The sequence below is a fragment of the Phyllobacterium bourgognense genome, from assembly GCF_003337575.1.
GTDB classification, from domain to species: domain Bacteria; phylum Pseudomonadota; class Alphaproteobacteria; order Rhizobiales; family Rhizobiaceae; genus Phyllobacterium; species Phyllobacterium bourgognense.
In genome coordinates this window covers 21,306-40,072 of sequence record NZ_QPJM01000007.1, presented here as the reverse complement: position 1 = coordinate 40,072, position 18,767 = coordinate 21,306, and the positions used below count along the sequence as shown (strand labels likewise).

The following is an 18,767-nucleotide window of genomic DNA, read 5'->3' as shown; positions in this document are numbered from 1 at the left end:
GTGCGTTTCGATACCCTCGTTGCAATCGCCCTGGTCTTCATCCCTTTTTCGCTCACCTCGATCGGGGGCGGCGCAGCGATTGTGGCGGGTATTCAACATGAAACAGTCACTGTTCATGCCTGGGTGAATTCTCGCGAGTTTCTCGACCTGTTCGCAGTTTCGCGCGCCGCTCCCGGGCCTGGAATGATGCTTGCTACCGTGATTGGCTGGAAGGTCGCTGGCTGGCTCGGCGCTTTCGTGGCGACGCTCGCCCTCTTCGTTCCATCATCGCTGCTATGCTATTCCGTCTTCAAGTTGACAAACCATCATCGCGACAAGAAATGGCATCGCGCCATGCGGGAGGGTTTGGCGCCGGTCGGTATTGGCTTGATCATTGCCGGCGTGTTGTCATTGTTCCGGCTCGCCGATGGAGGGGTCACAGCCTTTGTAATAGCTGGCCTTTCAGGCGTGATCCTATACTTTGCGCCAAGGTTCCCGGTCTTGGGCGTACTGGCACTTGGCGGCCTTGCCGCTATGTTGGCATCGACATTGGGTACCTGGATTTCAAGCCTGTAGCGCGTTGAGCCGTTTGAACTGGACCAGCCTGCTTGCCAGGTTGATGGCGTTTTCAAACGCGCCGGTATCAGCCACGCCTTTGCCGACGATATCAAATGCCGTCCCGTGTGCCGGGGTTGTGAAGACGGTATCGAGACCCGCGGTCACCGTCACACCCCGATTGAATCCGCGCATCTTCGTCGCGATCTGGCCCTGGTCATGATACATGGAAAGAACGCCGTCATAGTCTCCGGCAAAAGCCTTGAGATAGACTGTATCGGACGGAAAGGGACCCTCGCAGTTGATGCCATTAGCGGCCATCGCTTGAACAGCCGGGCGAATGATTTCGATTTCCTCGGTTCCGAACAAACCGCCTTCGCCGCCGTGCGGATTGAGCGCGGCAACGGCAAGCCGTGGAGACTCAATCCCTGCTTTCTTCATCATCGTCGTCGCCAACACGATTGCGTCTTCGATCGCCGGTCGGTTGATCTGCTCGACTGCCTGTCTGAGTGAAACATGCGATGTGACGCGCGACATCCACTGATTGTCGAGCACGTTCATCTCGCTGAAATAGCCCTTGTGGCCGAGCAGATGCGCGAACATCTTGTGCTCGTCGGGAAATTTCCATCCGCCATCATACATGGCGCGCTTGTTGAGCGGTGCGAAGGAAACCGCGTCGACTTCACCGGCCTTGGCGAAATCGATTGCCCGTGACAATGTCTCACCAGTTACGCGACCGGATTCCGCGCTGCCCACCCCGGGTGCATAAAGTGCGGGATCCGTATTGGCGAGGTCGATGACCGGCACAGCATCATTGGACCAGTCAACCGCGGCAGGCGACGTATAACGCTTATAGGAAAACGATACGCCTGCCTGGCGCATCCCGAGATCGATGACCCGTGCATCGCCAACAACGACGACGCGGGCGGTGCTCAACATCCGCCGGTCGTGTAGAATTCGCGCGGTTTGCTCCGGACCAATTCCGGTGCAGTCGCCGGGTGTCAGGGCAATGATCGGCAGTTCTGTACTCATGACGCCCTCGACGCGTTGGAATTGGATGAGGAAAGCGCCTCCGCCACCGCCCTGCCACACGTGATCGTGTTGGCGGTGCCGCCGAGATCGCCGGTCCGCGAAGAGGGATCGGCGAGCACCGCTTCGATTGCGTCCAAGATAGCTGCCGCCGCCTGCGGGTGGCCGAGATGCTCCAGCATCATGGCGCCCGCCCAGATCTGGCCGATCGGGTTGGCGATGCCCTTGCCGGCAATATCGGGTGCCGAACCATGAACCGGCTCGAACAGCGATGGAAAATTGCGCTCAGGGTTAATGTTGCCGGAAGGCGCGATGCCGATAGTTCCCGTGCAGGCAGGGCCAAGGTCCGAGAGGATATCGCCGAAAAGGTTGGATGCCACGACGACATCGAAGCGGTCAGGGTTGAGCACGAAGTGCGCGCAAAGAATATCGATGTGATATTTGTCCCAGCGCACGTCGGCGTAGGACTTTGCCATCTCTTCCACCCGCTCGTCCCAATAGGGCATGGTGATCGAAATGCCGTTGGATTTGGTCGCCGACGTCAGGTGTTTCTTGCCGCGGCTTTGGGCAAGATCGAAGGCGAAACGGAGAATCCGATCGACGCCGATGCGGCTCATCACCGTCTCCTGAACGACGATCTCCCGCTCGGTCCCGGGGTACATCTTGCCGCCGATCGAAGAATATTCGCCCTCGGTGTTTTCCCGAACGACAAAGAAATCGATATCGCCCGGCTTGCGATCTGCCAAAGGTGACGGCACACCTGGCATAAGGCGTACGGGACGCAGGTTCACATATTGATCGAACTCGCGCCGAAACTGCAGGAGCGAACCCCATAGCGAGATATGATCCGGAACGGTTTCAGGCCAGCCAACGGCGCCGAAGAAGATAGCGTCATGGCCGCCAATCTGCGCTTTCCAATCTTCGGGCATCATGCGGCCGTGCTTCGCGTAATAGTCGCACGAAGCAAAGTCGAACGTGTCGAACGTCAAATCGAGGTCAAATTTTTCCGCGGCCGTTTTGAGGACGCGCAATCCTTCCGGGACTACCTCTTTTCCGATGCCGTCGCCGGCAATCACCGCAATCTTGAGACTGTTGGCTGGCATCTTGTTTCCTTCCTATTCATTGTCGCCGAGAATTGCCGCACAGACCGCGTCGGTAACCATGTCCGTCGTTGCATTGCCGCGAAGGTCCGGTGTGTGCAGTGCCGGGTCAGCAGTGACCCGTTCGATGGCGCGCATGAGCCGCGCCGCGGCAGCAGGTTCCCCGAGGTGTTCCAGCATCATTACCGCCGACCAGAATGTCCCAACCGGGTTGGCGATGCCCTTGCCCGTGATGTCGAAAGCCGAGCCGTGGATGGGTTCGAACATCGAAGGAAAGCGCCCCTCGGGATTGAGGTTTGCGGTTGGTGCAATACCGATAGATCCGGCAAGTGCTGCCGCCAGATCAGAAAGGATATCGGCATGAAGATTGGTGGCGACGATCGTATCGAGCGATCGCGGATTGAGCGTCATGCGCACGGTCATTGCGTCGACCAGCATCTTATCCCAGGTAACATCGGGAAAATCGATCGCAACCTCGCGGGCGATCTCATCCCACAATACCATGCCATGGCGCTGGGCGTTCGATTTGGTGACGACGGTCAGGAGCTTGCGCGGTCGCGATTGCGCCAATTGAAAAGCAAAGCGCATGATGCGGGTTACGCCGGCGCGCGTGAAGATCGAGACTTCCGTCGCCACCTCTTCCGGCAGGCCCCGGTGCGAGCGGCCACCCTGGCCGGCATATTCCCCCTCGGAATTCTCGCGGACGATTACCCAATCGAGATCCTCGGCAGTAACACCGCGCAAGGGGCTTTCGATTCCCGGCAGAATACGGGTCGGACGAACATTGGCGTATTGGTCGAAAGGCTGGCAGATGGCGAGGCGCAGGCCCCATAGCGTCAAGTGATCAGGAACGTCTGGCGCACCCACCGCACCGAAATAGATGGCGTCGAAGGCTTTCAATTCATCGATGCCGCCCTCGGGCATCAGGACGCCATTAGCCTTGTAGAAATCCGATCCCCAAGGGAAATTCGCGACATCGACAGTAAAAGTGCCATCGCGGGTTGCGCAGGCATCGAGAACACGGAGCCCGGCAGCAACAACCTCCTTGCCAATACCGTCGCCCGGAATGGCTGCAATCTTGTGTGTCTTCATTGATTGACTCCTTGGCGGCGCATTTGGCAATTCCGTTTCCATATACTCGGATGACGATTTTTTTCGTGATTGTCAATTATAAATTGTTGACAATTTACAGAAATGGGCATGACGTGATCTCCAGGTTATCCTGCAGGATTAATAGCAAGCGAGAAGGAGAAATGCGATGTCGCTGACAGAGTCGATGTCCAAGACGCCCCCGTTCTTTGAAGAAAAGGGAAAGCTGATGCACGGTTTCCGCTATGAGCGGATACGAACTGCGGGCGCCGAGATCAATGTAGCGATCGGCGGTGAGGGGCCGCCGCTTCTGCTGTTGCACGGCAATCCGCTGACCCATGTCAGCTGGCATAGGATCGCGCCCGCGCTCGCCAAAAGTTTTACTGTTGTTGCCCCCGACCTGCGCGGCTATGGCGACAGTTCGAAGCCTGATGGAAAGGACGATCATTCGGCCTATTCATTCCGTGCCATGGCGCAGGACAACGCAGAAGTCATGTCGCACTTTGGCTTCGAGAGGTTTCAAGTTGCCGGACATGATCGCGGTGCTCGTGCTGCATTCCGTATGGCACTTGATTTTCCCGATCGCGTTGAGCGGCTGGCTTCTCTCGATATCGTGCCGACATATCACGCACTTACCAATGTCACTCTCGGCTGGGGGCTCGAAGCCTATCATTGGTTTTTCATGGCGCAGAAGGCGCCATTCCCTGAAAAGCTGCTGACAGCTGACCTTGACTACTACATCGACTACAAACTCAATAAGAAAGGCGTCGGCCTTGAAATATTCAGCCCGGAAGCGATGGCTGAATACAAGCGCTGTACCACACCTGAGCAGATCCATGCGGTGTGCGAAGACTACCGGGCAACCGTCAGCGTTGATCTCGCCATGGATACGGCAGACTTCGGCAATCGCAAGATCGACTGTCCGGTGCTGGTTCTGTGGGGTTCCAATAGCCACTGTGGACGTCATTTCGCTCCACTCGAAGCATGGCGGCCTTGGGCGCCCGATATGCGGGGCTGGGCAATGCCAACCGGCCACTATCCGGCTGAACAACGTCCCGATCTTGTCTATGACGCGTTCTGGAAATTCTTTAACGGCCAGGAGCCGACGGCGCAAACCTGATAAAATGATTGCCCTCGGACACATAAACGACCGAGGGCAAAATCCACGGACTAACCAATCGCCGCAATAATTCCCCTTGTCATTCCGGCAGTGTCGGCGGTCCCCTTGATATCGCGGGTACGCGTGGCGGGGTTGCCGAGTGCCGTTGCGATTGCTTTCTCCATGATGGACGCTGCCTCCACGGCTTGAGCTATCTTGCGGTTATGGCCGAGCCACTCGATCATCATCCGTGCGGACTCGATCATCGCGAATGGGTTGGCTATGCCCTTGCCGGCGATATCGGGAGCCGAGCCGTGCGTGGCCTGCGCCATCGCCAGGTTGCCCTCGCCGATGCACAGGCCAGGCGCCATACCGAGACCACCGACGAGCCCCGCTGCTTCGTCTGTCAATATATCGCCGAACATGTTGGTGGTAACGATAACGTCAAAACTCTGCGGATCCCGGATGAGACGCATGGCCATGGTGTCAACGATCACCTCGTCGACGGTCACCTCGGGAAATTCCTTGGCGACCCGGTGGCACTCTTCGACGAACATGCCGCATCCCAGCTTGAACACGGTATTCTTGTGGACAAGCGTCAGGCGTTTTTTGCGTTGCTGCGCGATTTCGAATGCCGCCCGTGCCACACGCGATGAGCCGACGCGCGTAATGACGCGAACCGAGATCGTCACATCTTCCGTCGGCCGGAATTCACCAGAGCCGGCCACGACGTTGCGGTCGGGCTGGAACCCCTCATTGTTCTCGCGCACGATGACGAGATCGATGCCCTCGTGAACTGCGCCAAGCCCAGGAAAGGACTTTGTGGGACGGACATTGGCGAATAGGTTGAAGCCCTTGCGCATGATCGGATGCGGATTGATCGCACCGGGAACCTTTGGATAGGCCTGATGTCCGATTGGACCGAGAATGAAGCCATCCATCTTCGAAAGCGTTTCCATCGTGCCTTCAGGAAAAGTCGAGCCGTGCGTGTCAAGCGCCGACCGACCGATCGGCATTGGCCGCCAATCGATTTGCAGACCCGTCTTGGCGGCCGCTGCGCGCGTTACCTCGACGGCTGCCGGCACGATTTCATGGCCGATGTCATCGCCGTTTAGAATGCCGATCACGAGATGGCTTGTCATGGAACAATCCTTTCAATCAGAGGATGCGTCGAGGCGACGCGAAAAGGTTTCAAATATCCGAAACGTGAAGAGGATCGTCGTCATCACCACAGCAATCCGTGTGATCTGGAAGGCGGTCACGGTCGTGGCGTCGAGATGCATCCCCGCAGCGGTGAGAGCCATTTCGGTGACCCCCGCTGGCGCTACCGCTAGCAAGCTTGTGACAAACGAAAGGCCCGTCGCCGCCGAGAGCGCCAAAGCTATTCCCATGGCAACAGCGAGCAGGAACGCTGTGGTCACGAGAGCCGAAGACGTTACCCGCCATAGCCTGCCGAGCAGCGATCGCCTGAAGCGGCAGCCGAGCCAGACACCGATGACGACCTGCGCTATCGTCAGGACAATCGACGGAACCGCAAAAGGGCCAAAGCCAAAGCCTGAGACGATCGCGCCAATAGCCGCGGGAACCAGCAGCCAGCTATTGGGCAGCTTGAACCGTCGCACCAGAAATGCAGCGGCAGCTCCCACGACGAACAGGGCGACAAGCGGAATTGCTTCGCCGCGAAACGGTACCGGCGTGAGATGAATACCGCCATCCTCGCCAAATATCGTTACCAGGAATGGAACGATCGTCACGATCGAAGTAACGCGGATCAGATGGACCACAGCAACCGTATCACTGTCCGCTTTTTTCTGGTGGGCGACGACGGCCATTTCCGCAAGACCCGCAGCGGCCGTTGCAAAAAAGGCGGTCTTGCGATCCGTTCCCGCAAGCTTTTGCAATAACAACGCGGCAACCATTGTGGCGATAATCGTCAAAACCGTTGCTAGCAGCATGAGCGGCAACAGTTTTACGATTGCAATCACCACGACCGGAACAAAGCGCAAGCCGATAGCCAGGCCGACTGCCACCTGCCCGAGCTCCCGGCCATAAGGCAATGCAGCAAGTGGTGCGCCCATGATGGAGGCGCTGCCGCACGCCAGAAGCGGGCCCAGCAGATAGGGGAGTGGCATCGAGATGCTTCTAGCAGCCACCGCCCCCGCAATGCCGATCAGCAATGCCAGACCCATCCTCGCGAGGGGGCGGTTGAAGACACGCGGACCGCCACCCCATGTTCCCGAGTCTGGCATGGTGATTTTCGTCAGGCGATGGAGATAAGACGTGCTGACAAATCGTCCAGAGTGCCAAGGTTTTCCAGCCCGCGCACCAATTCGACGATCTCATCCGCCTTGCTGCGGGACATCCCTGCGAACTCGGCGTTTTCACGGAACTTGCCTGCTACCTCGTCATAGCTCATGGGGAATGCCGGGCTGCCCTTGCCAAAATCGGCGCGTCCGGAAATCTTGCGGCCATCCTTGAGTTCGATATCGATCAGCGTTGTCATGAGATGATAGCCCGCTGCTTCGGCCTCGTCGTCTATAACGAAATCCACCTTCTCGATCATCGCCTTGACGTCCTCGCGTTCGACTGCGGCGTCTGTGAACTCATTGAGGCCCGCACGGCCTTCGAGCAGCAGGATCGCCATGCAGAATTCCATGGAGAATTTGGCTTGCAATTCATCCTTGGGACGATGATGGATCAACGCATTCGGCATATTGGAGTTGGTGCCGACGCGCACATGCTTCACGTCCTCGGCGCGAATGCCATGCTCTTTGATCAATCGCAACATTTCGGTCATTCCGGGATGGGTGAGGGAGCCCGACGGATGCGGTTTGATGGAGATGCCAGGATTGGCGAAAGTCCAAGGCGCGCCCAGCTTGTCGAAGATGGCACTCTGGTCGTAGCCGCCGCCCGCTGCGGCAAAGAACCCGCGCGGTGCCTCGAGTATCCGAGGCGTGGCGGTCCAGCCATAGGAAGCAAACTGTGCCGCCGCAACGCCGCTTTCCGACGATCGCCCTGCGTGAAATGGCTTTGTCATCGTGCCGAAATTCTCGCGCAAGCCTGCAGACTGGCTGCCCGCAATCGATAGGGCACGCTGTGTGGTCGCGACGTCGAAGCCCATCAGTCTGGCGCTTGCTGCGGCGGCGGCGAAAGTTCCACACGTAGCAGTCGCGTGAAAGCCTGTCTGGTAATGACGTGGCGCGATTGCTTCGGCGATCTTGCACTCTACCTCGACGCCGAGGTGATATGCCAGCATGAAGTCCTTGCCGGAAGACCTGACAAGTTCGCCGATCGCAAAGGCAGCTGGCAAGGCAGGTGCCGTCGGATGTGTGAGCAGGCCATAGACGCGGTCCTTGGCAACGGCCAATTGCGTGTCATCATAGTCATCCGCGTGGATGCCGACGCCGTTGGCAAATGCGGCAAACCGAGGCGCTACCTTGCGGCCGCCGCCGATGACGGTCGCGGCACCATCGGCAAGACCCAGATCGCCAAGATGCTGGCGAACCAGTTCGCCGCTTTTGGCAACCGAACCGGATAGTGCAAGACCGAAGCCGTCGAGTATTGATTTCTTGCCTAGTTCGATAACTTCCGCTGAAAGATCAGCAAATGTTGTTTCGACCACGAATTCGGCCACATATTTCGTCAACTCGATATCGACTGCCTTGTTCTGATTCATCCCAAATCCTCTTATGTCACGTCTGTCTTGAGTAACTTCTCAAATTGACTGTGCTGGGAGGATTGTTAATTGTCAACAGTTTTGTGTTTGCAAAAACGTCGAAGGATCGTACTCAGGCTTCAGGCTTCGTCGCTGGATTTCTCGTCGACGGATTTGCGCGATTGTTTTTCGAGCTGATCAACCGGTCCTGGCTGGCCAGCCTGACGCGTACGTACGATGCCATTGAGGATATGGGTGCGCGCAGCGATGAGACTACGGACAGGGTCGCGCGCTTCGAGCGCATCGACAATGGCACGATGTTCTTCGTTGGAGATGTGGAGCACATCGTGGCTGGAAAGGGCGCGGTACCGCTGGATATGCAACTCGCGCACAAAGCTCTGATAGATGAGTTCGAGGCGGTTGTTCCCTGCCATATGCGTGATCTGCTTATGAAACTCGAGATTGACGGGGTAGTAGATGTGCACGTCACCTAGCTCGACGATTTCATCCATGCGCTGCAACAGCGCTCGAAGAATTGCGATCTCGGCATCCGTGATCCGCTCGGCCAGCATCATCGCCATGCATCCGAAGACGCCGGCCCGGGCTTCCGAAAGATCCTGGGCTTCGTCATTGGTAAGCGCCCGGATAAAGAAGCCGCGGTTGGGGATGATCTCGATAAGTCCCATGGCCGCCAACGCGCTGCAGGCCTCGCGGATTGGTCCGCGGCTCACGCCGAGGCGCTGGGAAAGGCCGTTTTCGTTCACCCGCTCATTGGGCTTGAGCTCGCCATCGATGATCATCCGCTCGATCTCGGCCTGTACAACATTGGCGAGCGAACGGGTGCGAAGGAAATCGATCGCGGATAAATTCTGCGGGGCGTTCGTTATCTCTGACATGCGCAAGCCATTGTGAAGGTTCCAGTATGAGCGGAGCAAGAACCTTGTGGATTACTCCTCCAGCCCTCGTTTAGCAGCAATTCCCGCGATTGGCGACCCTGCCTACTGGCAGGGCGCTAGCCTCGCGTATTCATTTGCGAACCACCAAGGACCGGAACCCGGTTGGCGATAAACACCACGGCAAAGGACGCGGCAAGGAGAATGATGCCGAGAACACAGATCGCCCCGAGATCGCCGCTCTCGTTAAGATCGTAGATGATGACCGAGACAAGCTTGGTGTTTGCGGTCGTCAGCAGGATTGTTGCGGAGAGTTCGCGGATCGTGCCGACGAAAACGAAGCACCAGGCCGCGACGACACTTGTCCGCAGCAATGGCGCTGTGATGTCCCAGAGCGTTCTCAAGCGTGAAGCGCCCACGATGCGGCCGGCTTCCTCCAGTTCCGGATGGACGCCGGAGAAGGCCGAGGACATCTGTTGATAACCCGCCGGGAGCTCAATTGTCATGAAAGCGATGAGGAGGATCCAGATCGTTCCATAAAGTTGGAATGTCGGATTGGCATAGCTGAGGAACAGGCCAACGCCGAGGACGATGCCCGGGATCGCAACTGGAGCCGTGGCAAGAACGCCGAGAAAACCAGAACCCGGAACCGAGCGGCGGATCACTAGATAAGATACGATCAGCGCGATGGCTGTGACGGCGGTCGCTGTCAGAAATCCAAGGAGGAACGTATTGCGAAGGGCAAGCTGTGTCGCCGAGAATTCAAAAAGCACGAACCGCCAATGGCTCAAAGTCAGCGTGCTGAGATTGATCGGGTCGCCGACAGTGCCGGTGAATGCCGTCTTGATAATAGCCAGATACGGCAAGATGATCGTCAGGCTGAGCACACAGAAAACGAAGGCGATGGCCGGCCATTTCCATGGGCCGAGTTCGGTGATCCTTGGCGTGCCGCTCTTGCCGCCGAGAACCGTGTAGCCCTTGCGTCCGAGGATGGATTTCTGCGCGCGCAGTAGAATGACGGTGATAATCAGCAAAGGCAGCGCAGCGGCAGCCGCGAGGCCGAGACGTGGCGGAAACTGAAAAAGGCTCCAGATTTTCGTGGTGATCACATGAAAGCCTGCAGGCAATGCGAGGATCGCCGGAGAGCCAAACATTGTCAGGGCTTGCAGAATGGCAATCAACGTTCCCGCCAGCATTGCCGGAAGTACCAGCGGAATCGTCACCTTCCGCAACGTGGTCATCGACTTGCCGCCGAGAATTGAAGAAGCATCCTCAAGATCGGATGGAACCTTGTCGAGTGCGTTCGCCACAAGCGTAAAAACATAGGGGAAGGTGAAGCATGCGATGGCAAAGACCAAGCCGCTGAACGTATAGATGTTCACCAGATATTCGGATGCTTCGAGCCCGAAGACACTCCTGTACATGATATTGACAATGCCGCTGTTTGGCGCAGCCAATATCTCGTAGGCGATGGCACCAAGGAAAGGTGGCGTGACGAACGACGCTGTTACCAGCATGCGGATTGTCCGTCTGCCGGGTAAGTCCGTGCGCGCAACGAGCCATGCCATCGGCGTTGCGATAAGGCAGGCAAGGACGCCGACGGCCAGGGCCATTCCGATCGCAAGGCCATAAGCGCGAAGAAGGGTCGGGTCGGCGACGAGGGCAATGTAATTGGCGAAGGTGGCGCCCGCGCCGGTATCGCTGCGAAAGCTATAGTAGACGAGCCAGAATAATGGCAGGAGAACCAGGACACTCAGGACAAGCGTCAACAGAGCGAAGGTCGGCCATGAAATATCGATGCTGCGGCGCCGACCCTGAACCGGCAAAGCTTGAACCTGAATGTCACTGGTCATGATCAATTACGTCCCGAAATACTTTTCATAGTTGGCTTTGATCGTGGGAATCTCGGGCTCGAGCTTCTCAGGATCCGAATGCAGGATCTTGATCTTCGACAAAGGCGTGCGATCCGCCTTTTCCTTGACGTCCGGGTGGAATGATCTCAGCCCGCCGAAATCACTGTTGAGCTGCTGCGCATCGAGCGAAAAGAGGAATGCGTAAAACAACTTGGCGGCATTCGGGTTGGGGGCCTGTTTCAGGACCGCTGCATTACCGACGGCAAGCGGTGTACCTTCGTCCGGGTAGACGATCTTGATGGGTTTTCCCTCGTCGATGAGACGAAAGACGTTGTATTCATTGCCATCAACTTCGAGCGCGCGTTCGCCTTGAGCGAGCTTCTTCGGAGGCTCGGTCGAAGATTGCACCTGCATGATGTTTTGCTTGCCGAGCTTTTCGAAATAGTCCCAGCCAAGAAGCTGGCTCAGCACGAATGTCGAAGTCATCACCGTGCCGCTATAACCCGGGTGCGCTTTGACCATCTTGTCCTTGAAACGGGGATCAAGCAGATCTTCCCACGTCTTCGGGGCATCGGCATCCTTCATCAGGTCCGTACGGTAGGCGATGACGGACAGATGTGCGCGGTAGGCGGCGAAGTTACCGTCGGGGTCACGCTCGTCGGCGGGCCATTTGTCGGCCACTTCCTGCGGCACCATGGGTTCAAGCCAGCCCTGCCGCTTGAAATATTCGAAATGCACTGCATCGGAAGTCTCGATCACGTCTGCATTATAGATGCCGGTCGAGTATTCCTGGCCGATGCGCTGGAAGACGCGTTCGGATCCGGCGCGCTCTACCTGTACTGCTATGCCCGGGTACTTGGATTTGAAGTGTTCGGCGAGCTTTTCGGCGACCGCGACGTCGGTAGCGGTATAGAACACCACCTTGCCCTCAGCCTTGGCGGCTGCCACGAGTTCCGGGGTAATCTGATAGGGTGCCGGTGCTTCAGCCCAGGCGGCGGGTGAGGCTGCCAGTCCCGTAGCCAAGAGTGCGGCAGATAGAGCTTTCTTCCACATGCATAGTTCCTCCCTTATTGTGCGAGCGCCCGGCATTTCTCTGGTGGGAAATGCAGCCATACTTCTTGGCCAACCGGGATCGCAACGTTGACTGGCGCGACTGTACGCACCGTTTCTCCACCAGCGATTGAAACGAGATAGTCCCGGTGCGAACCGAGATAGATTTGCCGCGTAACTGTGCCGACCGTTACATTCGTGTCGGCACTCTTGGGCTTGGCCGATGACAGTTCGATGTCATGATGCCGAACTGAAACTGCCGTTTTTCCGGAAGCCGCGGTGCTGCCGCTGCCGCATCGGAGCACAAGCCCGCCTTCGCCAACAACGCTATCTTTATCGCCGCGGGTGCCGCTGAGAATATTTGTGCCGCCAATGAAGCGGGCGACAAATTCAGTCTCCGGACGTTCGTAGATATCTTCCGGCGAACCCGCTTGCTCGATACGGCCGTCATTCATGACGACGATCATGTCGGCGGTGGTCATGGCTTCCGCCTGATCATGCGTCACATAGACCGTCGTGTAGCGAAATTCGTCGTGAAGCCGGCGGATCTCAAAGCGCATCTCCTCGCGCAGATTGGCGTCGAGGTTTGAAAGCGGCTCGTCCAGCAGAAGGATTTCGGGCTTGATGACCAGTGCCCGCGCCAGCGATACCCGCTGCTGCTGACCGCCAGAGAGTTCGCCCGGATAGCGATTTTCCAGCGGAAGGAGTTGTGTGGCCGACAGGATCGTTCGGACGCTCTTGGTCACTTCCGATTGTGGAAGACGCCGCAGCTTCAGGCCGTAAGCCACATTCTCGAAGACCGTCATGTGCGGCCACAGCGCGTAGCTCTGGAAGATCATCGACATGTTGCGCCCCTCGGGCGGAACGGTCGAGTGTGCTGAAGATATGGTCTTTCCGCCGACGCGTATCTCACCAGCATTGGCGGGAACGAAGCCCGCGATAAGCCTTAGCGTTGTGGTCTTGCCGCAGCCCGAGGGCCCAAGAAGGCAGACGAGTTTGCCTTTGTCGACGGATAGATTGACGCCTTTGACAACCGTAAGCGTACCATAACTCTTGGTCAGGCCGTCTAATTCCAGGAATGCCATTCCACCTCCCGAGTGTTCACGCAAACCGACAGGCGGTTTTTCGCTGATATTGGCTTCATCGAAACGTACGGAGCAAATTGAAGACTGTCAACAGATTACTATTTTCACATCTTCACATTGAGTTGTGAAAATCTCGAAAGTAGTCCATAAATCTTGTCCTGTTGACAGATATCCTACAAGTGGCTATCTAGTCTAAACCGTACCACCACTGAGATTGGAATCCGCATAATGGCGTTCAAATCCCTCAAGCCTCTGCACCGCGCGCCTTTGCTGCATGTGTCCGTGCAAGAAAGCTTGCGGGCTTACATCAACGAAAATGGCCTGGAAGCAGGGGCGCCGATGCCCCCCGAAGGCGAACTGGCCAGCCAGCTCGGCGTCAGCCGGAACTCGCTACGTGAAGGCATCAAGGCATTGGAGTCGGTTGGTGTTCTGGAGTCGCGGCGTGGCGTCGGCGTCTTCGTCAAGGCATTCTCCTTCGAGCCGCTGCTTGACAACCTCGCCTATGGCTTGGGTGGGGCGCTGCGCCAGATCGAGGAAGTGCTGGAGATTCGCAGGACTCTTGAAGTCGGATTGATCGCCAAAACGCTGCAGAAAATCACCGACGAAGATATCCAGGAGCTACGGCAGGTCGTCGCCCGCATGCGCGTTCATGCCGAGCGGAATGAAGCATTTGTCGACGAAGACAGGCTTTTCCATCGGCTGCTTTTCCGTTGTCAGGAAAATGAGACGCTGGTGCGGCTCATCGAGGTCTTCTGGCTCGCGTTCTACAAGGCGTCCGATTTCGTCAACCTGGAAAACACGGATCCGATGGCGACATGGCGTGATCATGAGGCGATCGTTGACGCAGTCGAGGCAAGAAATCTCGAAGACGCCCGCAACCGCCTCGACAGTCACTACGAGGGGATCGCTCGAGTGATTGCACATAACAAGACCAATACATTCAATGGGAGGATACCATGAAACTACGAATGATGGCTTCAGCACTGGCACTGTCTGCCGCGCTGATCGGAGGCGTAACATTAGTGCCACCTGCCACACAGGCTGCAACGCTGTCTGGCGGATTCGATGTCGGCCCGGGAGGATTTCAGGGAAATTTCAACCCGCTTGCGGCCACAGCCGGATTTACGTGGCTCAGTGTCTATTTTGAGCCGCTCGTCACCTATGACGAGAAACTCCAGAAAGTTGTCGGCGTGCTGGCGGATAGCTACGAAGTCAGTCCGGATCAAATGACATATACTTTCAAGCTTGCGGATGCCAAATGGCATGACGGAAAGCCTTTCACCTCCAAGGACGCGAAGTTTACCATGGGTCTGGCCATGGATGCTAAATCGGGATCGGTGCTTGCCGCAAGATTGAAAGCAGTCTCGTCCGTCGAAGCTCCGGACAATCATACCCTGATCGTCAAGCTGGGTGCCCCAAGTGCAAGCACTCTCGACACAATGACCAAGGTGATGATGCTGCCCGAACATGCATTGTCATCGATACCGGCAGATCAACTCGCCAAAAACGCTTGGTGGTCTACCTCGCCAATCGGCACCGGACCTTTCAAGTTCACCAAATACGTCACCGATCAATATGTGGAACTTGCCGCCAATACCGACTATCGCGGCGGCAAACCCGCACTCGAGCGGGTGATCAACCGATACTTCGCCAATCCGGCAGCCGCGATCGCTGCCCTTCGCGCCGGCGAGATCCAGTTTACCTATGTCGACTCCAATGATGTGTCGACATTCAAGGGCGATGAAGCTTTCAAGGTCATCGAAGGTGACAGCTTCGTCGTCAACTACCTCGGCTTCAATCATGAGTCACCGATCTGGAAAGATCCGCGGGTCCGCAAGGCGGTGATGTATGCGATCAACCGCGACGCCATCATCAAGAGCCTCTATGCGGGTGCTGCCAAGCCGGCAAATTGCGCCTATGTCGCGGACCAGCTGGTCCCCCAGGGTATTGACCCTTACGCCTACGATCCGGAAAAGGCTAAGCAACTTCTGGATGAAGCTGGATGGTCGCAGATCAATGGCGACAAGCCGATTACCCTTCTGACCTACTACACTACACCTCTCGCGACCAACGTGCTCGCCGCCGTGCAAGCCATGCTTTCGCAGGTAGGGATCAATGTCGTGCCGCGCGCCGTCGATACGCCGACGTACAACAGCATCGTCCTGAACCCGAAGCCGGACGTCGCGCAGTTCCAGCTGGTCTATGCGGGCCTGCAGAACGGACCTGACGCGGGCAGCATCAATGTTGGTCTTAATGAAAAGCAGATCCCGCCAGCAGGTCCCAATGTGGTGCGTGCACGTATGCCGGAACTCAACAAGGCGCTGGATGCCGCTCTCGCAGAGCCCGATGCCGCCAAACGTGACGGCCACTATCAGGATGTCTGCAAGGTCATGAATTCCGACCTGCCATGGGCAACTCTGTGGGTGGCGAACCGCTATGGCGTCGTGTCGTCAAAGGTCAAGGATTTCATCTGGACGCCGGCACCGGGTGGTGGCCCCTATCAGGCTCATCCGGAAAAATGGTCACTCGGCGAATAATCGCTCGCGCCTGATCGTGGTTCGAGGGGTGGCGCTGGCCACCCCGGCAAAACGGAACGAAAATGCTTCAATACAGCCTTCGACGTCTGCTGATAGGAGTAGGTATGCTCCTTGCTTTGAGCGTGCTTATTTTCTTGCTGTTGCGTCTCACCCCCGGCGATCCGATCGATGCATATATCGATCCGAACATACCGATGTCACCAGAGCAGCTTGCCGAACTGCGCAGCCAGCTTGGGCTCGACAGACCCTTGCCGGTTCAATATCTGGCATGGCTGCAACAGGCCATCACCGGGAATCTCGGCTTCTCGATCAAGCGCCAGGATCAGCCGGTGCTGGATCTGGTGTTGTCGCGCATCGGTCCCACAGTCCTGTTGATGGGATCGGCATTGGTCATCGCGATTATCGCGGGGATCGCCACTGGTGTTATCAGCGCGACGCGGCGGAACTCGCCGGTGGACCTCTCATTCTCGGTCTTTGCACTTGTCGGCATTTCGAGCCCGGCATTTCTGAGCGCGCTGATCGGCCTCTATGTATTCGCCGTTCGCCTGGGATGGGCTCCGTCAGGCGGCATGCTGACGCCGGGTGCGGAATTTTCCATAGGAGATCTGCTCCATCATCTGATCTTGCCCGCGGCGCTCCTTTCAATCGCCCAAGCCGCGTTGATCATGCGCTACATGCGCTCGTCACTGCTTGAAGTACTCAATCAGGATTATGTGCGTACGGCGCGGGCGAAGGGCGTCAAGGAATTCTGGGTCATCGCCAAGCACGCGCTGCGCAACGCCTTGCTGCCCGTGGTGACGGTCATCGGCTCGACCATCGGTCTCGCGATCGGCGGCGCGATTTTCATCGAGAGCGTGTTCAATTGGCCAGGCATGGGCCTGTTGCTGGTGAATGCTGTCGAGACGCGCGACTATCCGATCATCATGGGCGCAACACTGATCATCGGGGCCTGCGTGATCGTCGTCAACCTTTTGACCGATATCACCTATGCGGTCATCGATCCGCGCATCAAGGTGGGTTGAGATGCTTGCACGTACCCCATCACACAGTCCCGGTCCGATGGCGCGTGCATTCCACCGCTTCGGCCACAACAAGGCGGCGCTGTTCGGTGTTTGCATCATTCTGCCGATGCTCGCGATGATCCTGTCCTATCCTTTGTGGTGGACATTCAAGCCGAACGATATCGATCTGCTTGCCATGAACAGCGGACCGACGGCTACCCATTGGTTCGGAACCGATGGTGTTGGCCGCGATGTTTTTGTGCGTGTTCTGGAGGGTGGCCGCATTTCCCTGCTGGTCGCGGTAGCCTCGACCATCATCTCGGCGATCATCGGCTTTCTCGTCGGTGCGATATCGGCACTTGCCGGTCGCTGGGCTGATGCTGTCACCATGCGTTTCGTCGATCTGGTGATGACCCTGCCGCCCGTCATCTTCCTGCTGGTGCTGGCGTCGATTGCCGGTACGGGCATCGGGCCGACGGTGCTCGTCATCTCGCTGCTGTCATGGCCACTCCTGTCGCGCATGATCCGCTCGAGGCTGCTTGAACTACGGGAGCGGGACTTTGTCCTGGCATCGCGCGGCATGGGAGCAGGGCTCGGGCATCTGCTGTTCCGGCATGGCCTGCCGAACTCCATCGATATCCTTGTCGTCTATGCGACGCTGCAGATTGCCAATGCAATCCTTCTTGAGGCCGGGCTGTCCTTCCTCGGACTCGGTATTGCGCCGCCCGCCGCAAGCTGGGGCAACATGCTCAACGCAGCGCGCTCGACGGCCGTTCTCGAACAATTCCCCTGGCAATGGCTGTTCCCTGGTGGGGCGCTGGTTCTTGCCGTCCTTGCAATCAACTTTATTGGCGACGGTCTAAGGGATGCCTTCGATCCTCGCGCCGAACTGAACTGACAAAGAAAGAAAGCGAAAATGACCAAATTTCATGGGGTTGTTCCTCCCGTCGTAACACCTCTCAATCCGGATTTCACTGTAGACTACCCATCATACACGCGCGTGCTCGAACATCTGCTCGGCGCAGGCTGCCACGGCGTGTTCGTGCTCGGATCGACCAGTGAAGTCGTGTTCCACAATGAAAAGACCAGGCGGGAAATTCTCGAACACTCGGTCAAAGTCGTCAATGGCCGCGTGCCGGTCATTGCCGGCGTTCTCGATGCAACGACCGACAATGTCATTGGCCATGCGAAGGTTGCCAAGGCGGCAGGTGCAGCCGCCGTCGTCGTGACAGCACCATACTACACCGTCACCAGCCAGCCCGAAATCATTGACCATTTTCGCTATATCAAGGATGCCGTCGACATTCCGCTTGTCGCTTATGACATCCCTGTCTGCGTTCACGCCAAGCTGGCTCGATCGACAGTGACGACGCTGGCCAAGGAAGGCACCATTATCGGCCTCAAGGATTCAAGTGGCGATGATGGCAATTTCCGGTACGCCTTGCTGGATCTCGCCGAGCACAGGGATATCTTCCTGATGACCGGTTCCGAAATCGTCGTCGACAATGCACTGTCGATGGGCGCGCATGGTGTGGTCCCGGGACTCGCCAATGTGGATCCGCACGGCTACGTCCGTCTGTGGGATGCTGCGCAGCGCGGCGATTGGGCGGCAGCGCGCAAGGAGCAGGAACGGCTCTGCCGCCTGTTCGAAATCGTCTGGATCGCGCAAAGCCGCGTCAGCGGTGGAGCGTCCGGCGTGGGCGGTTTTAAGACCGCCATGCGCAGCCTTGGCATCATCGATACGAACGTCATGCCGAGACCGAGGCAAGCACTCGATGCTGCAGAATCCGCTCGGATTGACGCGATTCTGCTCTCTACCGGACTGCTCGGCTGAGACCGGAT

General features: G+C 57.5%; 17 protein-coding genes. 7 read left to right on the top strand and 10 right to left on the bottom strand.

What is annotated here, in order from left to right; genetic code table 11:
- A complete protein-coding gene (locus C7476_RS13880) occupies window positions 1–555 on the top strand; it encodes a chromate transporter (RefSeq protein ID WP_114430506.1) in 555 nt (184 codons plus the stop codon).
- Here C7476_RS13880 and C7476_RS13875 read toward each other — a convergent pair.
- The 3 genes from C7476_RS13875 to C7476_RS13865 are packed head-to-tail and all read right to left on the bottom strand — an operon-like array spanning window position 544 to window position 3,755.
- Window positions 544–1,566: a PdxA family dehydrogenase gene (locus C7476_RS13875; RefSeq protein ID WP_114430505.1), complete on the bottom strand. Its 1,023-nt coding sequence runs from the start codon at window positions 1,564–1,566 to the stop codon at window positions 544–546. The genes C7476_RS13880 and C7476_RS13875 overlap by 12 nt on opposite strands.
- Complete coding sequence (locus C7476_RS13870; protein WP_114430504.1) at window positions 1,563–2,666, bottom strand: tartrate dehydrogenase; 1,104 nt, start codon at window positions 2,664–2,666, stop codon at window positions 1,563–1,565. The genes C7476_RS13875 and C7476_RS13870 overlap by 4 nt, the downstream gene beginning before the upstream one ends.
- A gap of 12 nt (window positions 2,667–2,678) precedes the next feature.
- A complete protein-coding gene (locus C7476_RS13865; protein ID WP_114430503.1) occupies window positions 2,679–3,755 on the bottom strand; it encodes a tartrate dehydrogenase in 1,077 nt (358 codons plus the stop codon).
- A 166-nt stretch (window positions 3,756–3,921) separates the two neighbouring features.
- On the opposite strand from C7476_RS13865, the gene C7476_RS13860 reads away from it, so the two are divergent.
- A complete protein-coding gene (locus tag C7476_RS13860) occupies window positions 3,922–4,872 on the top strand; it encodes an alpha/beta fold hydrolase (protein ID WP_114430502.1) in 951 nt (316 codons plus the stop codon).
- A 50-nt stretch (window positions 4,873–4,922) separates the two neighbouring features.
- On the opposite strand, the gene C7476_RS13855 is transcribed toward C7476_RS13860, so the two are convergent.
- The 7 genes from C7476_RS13855 to C7476_RS13825 form a co-directional block, all read right to left on the bottom strand.
- Window positions 4,923–5,993, bottom strand: a complete 1,071-nt coding sequence (locus tag C7476_RS13855) for an isocitrate/isopropylmalate dehydrogenase family protein (protein WP_114430501.1) — start codon at window positions 5,991–5,993, stop codon at window positions 4,923–4,925.
- Window positions 5,994–6,005: 12 nt separating this feature from the next.
- On the bottom strand, window positions 6,006–7,100 hold the full coding sequence (locus C7476_RS13850) for an AbrB family transcriptional regulator (RefSeq protein WP_114430500.1): 1,095 nt from the start codon (window positions 7,098–7,100) through the stop codon (window positions 6,006–6,008).
- Between the two features lie 11 nt (window positions 7,101–7,111).
- Window positions 7,112–8,527, bottom strand: coding sequence for an MmgE/PrpD family protein (locus C7476_RS13845; RefSeq protein WP_114430499.1), 1,416 nt, complete (start codon window positions 8,525–8,527; stop codon window positions 7,112–7,114).
- A 119-nt stretch (window positions 8,528–8,646) separates the two neighbouring features.
- Window positions 8,647–9,402 (bottom strand): FCD domain-containing protein, encoded by a 756-nt coding sequence (locus C7476_RS13840; protein WP_114430498.1) that lies wholly within the window; start codon window positions 9,400–9,402, stop codon window positions 8,647–8,649.
- A 116-nt stretch (window positions 9,403–9,518) separates the two neighbouring features.
- On the bottom strand, window positions 9,519–11,252 hold the full coding sequence (locus C7476_RS13835; RefSeq protein ID WP_114430661.1) for an ABC transporter permease: 1,734 nt from the start codon (window positions 11,250–11,252) through the stop codon (window positions 9,519–9,521).
- Window positions 11,253–11,258: 6 nt separating this feature from the next.
- Window positions 11,259–12,305: an extracellular solute-binding protein gene (locus C7476_RS13830; RefSeq protein WP_112528943.1), complete on the bottom strand. Its 1,047-nt coding sequence runs from the start codon at window positions 12,303–12,305 to the stop codon at window positions 11,259–11,261.
- A 14-nt stretch (window positions 12,306–12,319) separates the two neighbouring features.
- On the bottom strand, window positions 12,320–13,387 hold the full coding sequence (locus tag C7476_RS13825) for an ABC transporter ATP-binding protein (protein ID WP_114430497.1): 1,068 nt from the start codon (window positions 13,385–13,387) through the stop codon (window positions 12,320–12,322).
- Between the two features lie 228 nt (window positions 13,388–13,615).
- On the opposite strand from C7476_RS13825, the gene C7476_RS13820 reads away from it, so the two are divergent.
- From C7476_RS13820 to C7476_RS13800, 5 genes are all read left to right on the top strand, one after another.
- The gene (locus tag C7476_RS13820; RefSeq protein ID WP_114430496.1) at window positions 13,616–14,347 is read left to right on the top strand and encodes a FadR/GntR family transcriptional regulator; all 732 of its coding nucleotides are present in this window, start codon (window positions 13,616–13,618) and stop codon (window positions 14,345–14,347) included.
- Complete coding sequence (locus tag C7476_RS13815) at window positions 14,344–15,924, top strand: ABC transporter substrate-binding protein (RefSeq protein WP_114430495.1); 1,581 nt, start codon at window positions 14,344–14,346, stop codon at window positions 15,922–15,924. Before C7476_RS13820 ends, C7476_RS13815 begins: the two co-directional genes overlap by 4 nt.
- Window positions 15,925–15,986: 62 nt before the next feature.
- Window positions 15,987–16,946 carry an ABC transporter permease gene (locus C7476_RS13810; RefSeq protein ID WP_114430494.1) on the top strand — a complete coding sequence of 320 codons (960 nt, stop codon included), beginning with the start codon at window positions 15,987–15,989 and terminating at the stop codon, window positions 16,944–16,946.
- Between the two features lies 1 nt (window position 16,947).
- Window positions 16,948–17,823, top strand: coding sequence for an ABC transporter permease (locus tag C7476_RS13805; protein ID WP_114430493.1), 876 nt, complete (start codon window positions 16,948–16,950; stop codon window positions 17,821–17,823).
- 18 nt (window positions 17,824–17,841) lie between these two features.
- Window positions 17,842–18,759, top strand: coding sequence for a dihydrodipicolinate synthase family protein (locus C7476_RS13800; RefSeq protein WP_114430492.1), 918 nt, complete (start codon window positions 17,842–17,844; stop codon window positions 18,757–18,759).
- Window positions 18,760–18,767 lie beyond the last annotated feature (8 nt).

Coding starts and splice junctions, on each gene's coding strand:
- C7476_RS13820 (WP_114430496.1), top strand. CDS start 13,616: ATGGCGTTCAAATCCCTCAAGCCTCTGCACCGCGCGCCTTTGCTGCAT.
- C7476_RS13835 (WP_114430661.1), bottom strand. CDS start 11,252: ATGACCAGTGACATTCAGGTTCAAGCTTTGCCGGTTCAGGGTCGGCGC.
- C7476_RS13810 (WP_114430494.1), top strand. CDS start 15,987: ATGCTTCAATACAGCCTTCGACGTCTGCTGATAGGAGTAGGTATGCTC.
- C7476_RS13855 (WP_114430501.1), bottom strand. CDS start 5,993: ATGACAAGCCATCTCGTGATCGGCATTCTAAACGGCGATGACATCGGC.
- C7476_RS13825 (WP_114430497.1), bottom strand. CDS start 13,387: ATGGCATTCCTGGAATTAGACGGCCTGACCAAGAGTTATGGTACGCTT.
- C7476_RS13850 (WP_114430500.1), bottom strand. CDS start 7,100: ATGCCAGACTCGGGAACATGGGGTGGCGGTCCGCGTGTCTTCAACCGC.
- C7476_RS13830 (WP_112528943.1), bottom strand. CDS start 12,305: ATGTGGAAGAAAGCTCTATCTGCCGCACTCTTGGCTACGGGACTGGCA.
- C7476_RS13845 (WP_114430499.1), bottom strand. CDS start 8,527: ATGAATCAGAACAAGGCAGTCGATATCGAGTTGACGAAATATGTGGCC.
- C7476_RS13860 (WP_114430502.1), top strand. CDS start 3,922: ATGTCGCTGACAGAGTCGATGTCCAAGACGCCCCCGTTCTTTGAAGAA.
- C7476_RS13805 (WP_114430493.1), top strand. CDS start 16,948: ATGCTTGCACGTACCCCATCACACAGTCCCGGTCCGATGGCGCGTGCA.
- C7476_RS13870 (WP_114430504.1), bottom strand. CDS start 2,666: ATGCCAGCCAACAGTCTCAAGATTGCGGTGATTGCCGGCGACGGCATC.
- C7476_RS13865 (WP_114430503.1), bottom strand. CDS start 3,755: ATGAAGACACACAAGATTGCAGCCATTCCGGGCGACGGTATTGGCAAG.
- C7476_RS13875 (WP_114430505.1), bottom strand. CDS start 1,566: ATGAGTACAGAACTGCCGATCATTGCCCTGACACCCGGCGACTGCACC.
- C7476_RS13815 (WP_114430495.1), top strand. CDS start 14,344: ATGAAACTACGAATGATGGCTTCAGCACTGGCACTGTCTGCCGCGCTG.
- C7476_RS13800 (WP_114430492.1), top strand. CDS start 17,842: ATGACCAAATTTCATGGGGTTGTTCCTCCCGTCGTAACACCTCTCAAT.
- C7476_RS13840 (WP_114430498.1), bottom strand. CDS start 9,402: ATGTCAGAGATAACGAACGCCCCGCAGAATTTATCCGCGATCGATTTC.